3 protein-coding genes are annotated in these 3,681 nt (G+C 66.0%); all 3 read left to right on the top strand.

Going from position 1 to position 3,681, the window contains the following annotated elements; translation table 11 throughout:
* Nucleotides 1–1,308, top strand: a 1,308-nt coding sequence (locus DWZ22_RS04765) for a sugar nucleotide-binding protein (protein WP_118405570.1), incomplete at its 5' end; no start/stop codon positions are given.
* Nucleotides 1,309–1,321: 13 nt separating this feature from the next.
* On the top strand, nucleotides 1,322–2,362 hold the full coding sequence (locus tag DWZ22_RS04760; protein WP_118405569.1) for an NAD-dependent epimerase/dehydratase family protein: 1,041 nt from the start codon (nucleotides 1,322–1,324) through the stop codon (nucleotides 2,360–2,362).
* A 69-nt stretch (nucleotides 2,363–2,431) separates the two neighbouring features.
* Nucleotides 2,432–3,681, top strand: a 1,250-nt coding sequence (locus DWZ22_RS04755; RefSeq protein WP_118405578.1) for a nucleotide sugar dehydrogenase, incomplete at its 3' end; no start/stop codon positions are given.

Below are 3,681 nucleotides of genomic sequence, written 5' to 3'. Positions count from 1 at the left end.
CTCCGCGTCGTCCAGAACAACGTCTCCTACAACGACAGCCGCGGCGTCACCCGCGGCATCCACGCGGAGCCCTGGGACAAGTTCATCTCCGTGGCGCGCGGCTCGGTCTTCGGCGCCTGGGTCGACCTGCGCGAGGGCAGCGCCACCTTCGGCAAGGTCTACACCTGCACCCTGGACCCGAGCAAGGCCATCTACGTCCCGCGCGGCGTGGGCAACTCCTTCCAGGCCCTGGAGGACGGCACCGCCTACACCTACCTGGTGGACGCCCACTGGTCGCTGGAGCTCAAGAGGACCTACACCTTCGTGAACCTCGCCGACCCGGAGCTCAACATCCAGTGGCCGATCCCCCTCGACGAGGCCACCGTATCCGAGGCCGACCTCAACCACCCGATGCTCAGGGACGTCGTCCCGATGGCGCCGAAGCGTACCCTCGTCACCGGCTGCAACGGCCAGCTGGGCCATGCGGTGCGCGCGCTCGCCGAGGAGCGCGGCGTCGCCAGGGACTTCGACTTCTGCGACATCGACACCTTCGACATGTCCGACCCGGAGGCCTATTCGCAGTACGACTGGTCGCTCTACGGCACCGTCATCAACTGCGGCGCCTACACGGCCGTGGATAAAGCCGAGACCCCCGAGGGCCGCGCCACCGCCTGGAAGGCGAACGCCGCCGGCCCGGCCCTGCTCGCCCGCACCTGCGCGGAGCACGGCATCACGCTCGTGCACGTCTCCTCCGACTACGTCTTCGACGGCACTGCCGAGGTCCACACGGAGGACGAGCCGTTCTCCCCACTGTCCGTCTACGGCCAGACCAAGGCCGCCGGCGACATCGCCGTGGCCGGGTGCCCGCGCCACTACATCATGCGCAGCTCCTGGGTCATCGGCGAGGGGCACAACTTCGTCAAGACGATGAAGGGCCTCTCCGACCGCGTCGCCGACCCCGAGGACGGGCTCGAGCGGGTCACCGTCGTGGACGACCAGCTGGGCCGCCTGACCTTCACGCGCGACATGGCCGAGGCCATCTTCCACGTGCTGGACGCGCACGCCCCCTACGGCACCTATAACTGCACCGGCTCCGGCGCGGTCAGGTCCTGGGCCGACATCGCCCGCGCCGTCTTCGAGGCCGCCAACGGCAACGGGGAGAAGGTCGTGCCGGTCAGCACCGCCGACTACTACGCGAGCGCCGAGGGCCCCGTCGCCCCGCGCCCGGTCCACTCCGCGCTCGACCTGTCCAGGCTCGAGGCTGCCGGCTTCCACATGCCCGACTGGGAGGAAGAGCTGGGGGAGTACCTGGATAATTATTTTGATTAATGAAAGAGAAACTATGACGAATCAAAAAGTACTCGTGACGGGAGCCGCTGGCTTCATCGGCGCATTCCTCGTCAGGAAGCTGCTCGAGGAAACCGATGACACAATCGTCGGCCTCGACAACCTCAACAGCTACTACGACCCCGGCATCAAGGACGCGCGCCTTCGCATGCTCGCCGAAGCCGATGCCGACGGCCGCTTCACCTTCGTGCGCGGCGACCTGTGCGACGCCGCCCTCATCGAGCGCCTGTTCGCGGAGAACGGCTTCGACGTCGTTGTGAACCTCGCCGCCCAGGCGGGCGTCCGCTACTCCATCGAGAACCCACGCGCCTACCTCGAGAGCAACCTCGTCGGCTTCTTCAACATCCTCGAGGCCTGCCGCCACCACTCGGTCAGGCACCTCGTCTACGCCAGCTCCAGCTCGGTCTACGGCGGCAACAAGAAGGTGCCGTTCTCCGAGGAGGACCGCGTCGACTCGCCGGTGTCGCTCTACGCCGCCACCAAGAAGTCCAACGAGCTGATGGCCGCCGCCTACTCCAAGCTCTACTCCATCCCGGCCACCGGCCTGCGCTTCTTCACCGTGTACGGCCCCATGGGCAGGCCCGACATGGCTTACTTCGGCTTCACCGAGAAGCTGCGCCGAGGCGACACCATCAAGATCTTCAACATGGGCGACTGCCGCCGCGACTTCACCTACGTCGACGACATCGTCGAGGGCGTGAGGCGCGTCATGGACGCCGCGCCCGAGGTGAAGATGGGCGAGGACGGCCTGCCGCTCGCCGCGCACCGCGTCTACAACATCGGCAACTCGCACCCCGAGAACCTGCTCGACTTCGTCGACACGCTGCAGCGCGTGCTGGTGGAGGAGGGCGTGCTCCCGGCCGATTACGACTTCGAGGTCCACAAGCAGCTCGTGCCCATGCAGCCCGGCGACGTGCCCGTCACCTACGCCGACACCACGGCGCTCAAGCGCGACATGGGCTACAAGCCCGCGACGCCGCTTGAGGACGGCCTGAGGGCCTTTGCCAAGTGGTATAAGCGCTACTACAACATTTAGGAAATCATGGCCCTGTAACAGGGGCCATTTTTCTTGCTGATTATTGCTCTTTGACAATTGGAGAATGACATGAAGATTGCTGTCGCAGGCACCGGTTACGTCGGTCTGTCCCTCGCCGTCCTGCTCTCGCAGCACAACGAGGTTCACGCGCTGGACATCGTTCCCGAGAAGGTCGAGAAGATCAACAACTATATGTCGCCCATCCAGGACGACGAGATCGAGCGCTTCCTGGCGGAGGCCAAGGCGGGGGAGCGCCAGCTCGACCTGCACGCCACCGTGGACGTGGCCGAGGCCTACGCGGGCGCCGACTACGCCGTCATCGCCACGCCCACTAACTACGACTCAGACAGGAACTTCTTCGACACCAGCTCCGTCGAGGCCGCCATCGCCGCCGTGCGCTCGGTTAACCCGGACGCCTGGATCGTCATCAAGTCGACCATCCCCGTCGGCTACACGGCGGGCCTGCGCGAGAGACTGGGAGACAACAAGATCATCTTCAGCCCCGAGTTCCTGCGCGAGAGCAAGGCGCTCTACGACAACCTGCACCCCAGCCGCATCGTGGTCGGTGCGCCGAAGGACGACGCCGAGGCCGCGGCGGCGGCGGAGAAGTTCGCCGGCCTGCTCGCGCAGGGCGCCGACCCCGCAGAGCTCGACCGCCTGAACGCCGACGGCTCGAAGGGCATCCCCGAGCTGGTGCTGGGCACCACCGAGGCCGAGGCCGTGAAGCTCTTCGCCAACACGTACCTGGCGCTGCGCGTGGCCTACTTCAACGAGCTCGACACCTACTGCGAGGTCCGCGGCCTCAACACCCGCGACGTAATCGACGGCGTGTGCCTGGAGCCGCGCATCGGCTCCCACTACAACAACCCCAGCTTCGGCTACGGCGGCTACTGCCTGCCCAAGGACACCAAGCAGCTGCTGGCCAACTACAAGGACGTGCCCCAGAACCTGATCGAGGCCATCGTGGATGCCAACCGCACCCGCAAGGACTTCGTCGCCGACGAGGTGCTGCAGATGGTGTGGGACCGCGTCTACGAGGGCAGGGAGAAGCCGGTCGTGGGCGTGTACCGCCTGACGATGAAGTCAAACTCCGACAACTTCCGCGCGAGCTCCATCCAGGGCGTCATGAAGCGCGTGAAGGCCAAGGGCGTGCCCGTGGTGGTCTACGAGCCCACGCTGGACGCGCCGGAGTTCTTCGGCTCCGAGGTGACTCACGACCTGGAGGCCTTCAAGGCCGGCTGCGACGTGATCGTCGCCAACCGCTGGAGCGACGAGCTCGCGGACGTGGCGGACAAGGTGTACACGAGGGATCTGTTTAA

The organism is Collinsella sp. AF31-11 (assembly GCF_003475605.1).
Classification (GTDB): domain Bacteria; phylum Actinomycetota; class Coriobacteriia; order Coriobacteriales; family Coriobacteriaceae; genus Collinsella.
Note: the sequence above shows the minus strand (reverse complement) of the source record. Positions and strands in the feature narration are given on the sequence as shown.

What these genes read in the sequence shown, in the direction of transcription:
- DWZ22_RS04760 (WP_118405569.1), top strand. Translation starts at nt 1,322, where the DNA reads ATGACGAATCAAAAAGTACTCGTGACGGGAGCCGCTGGCTTCATCGGC.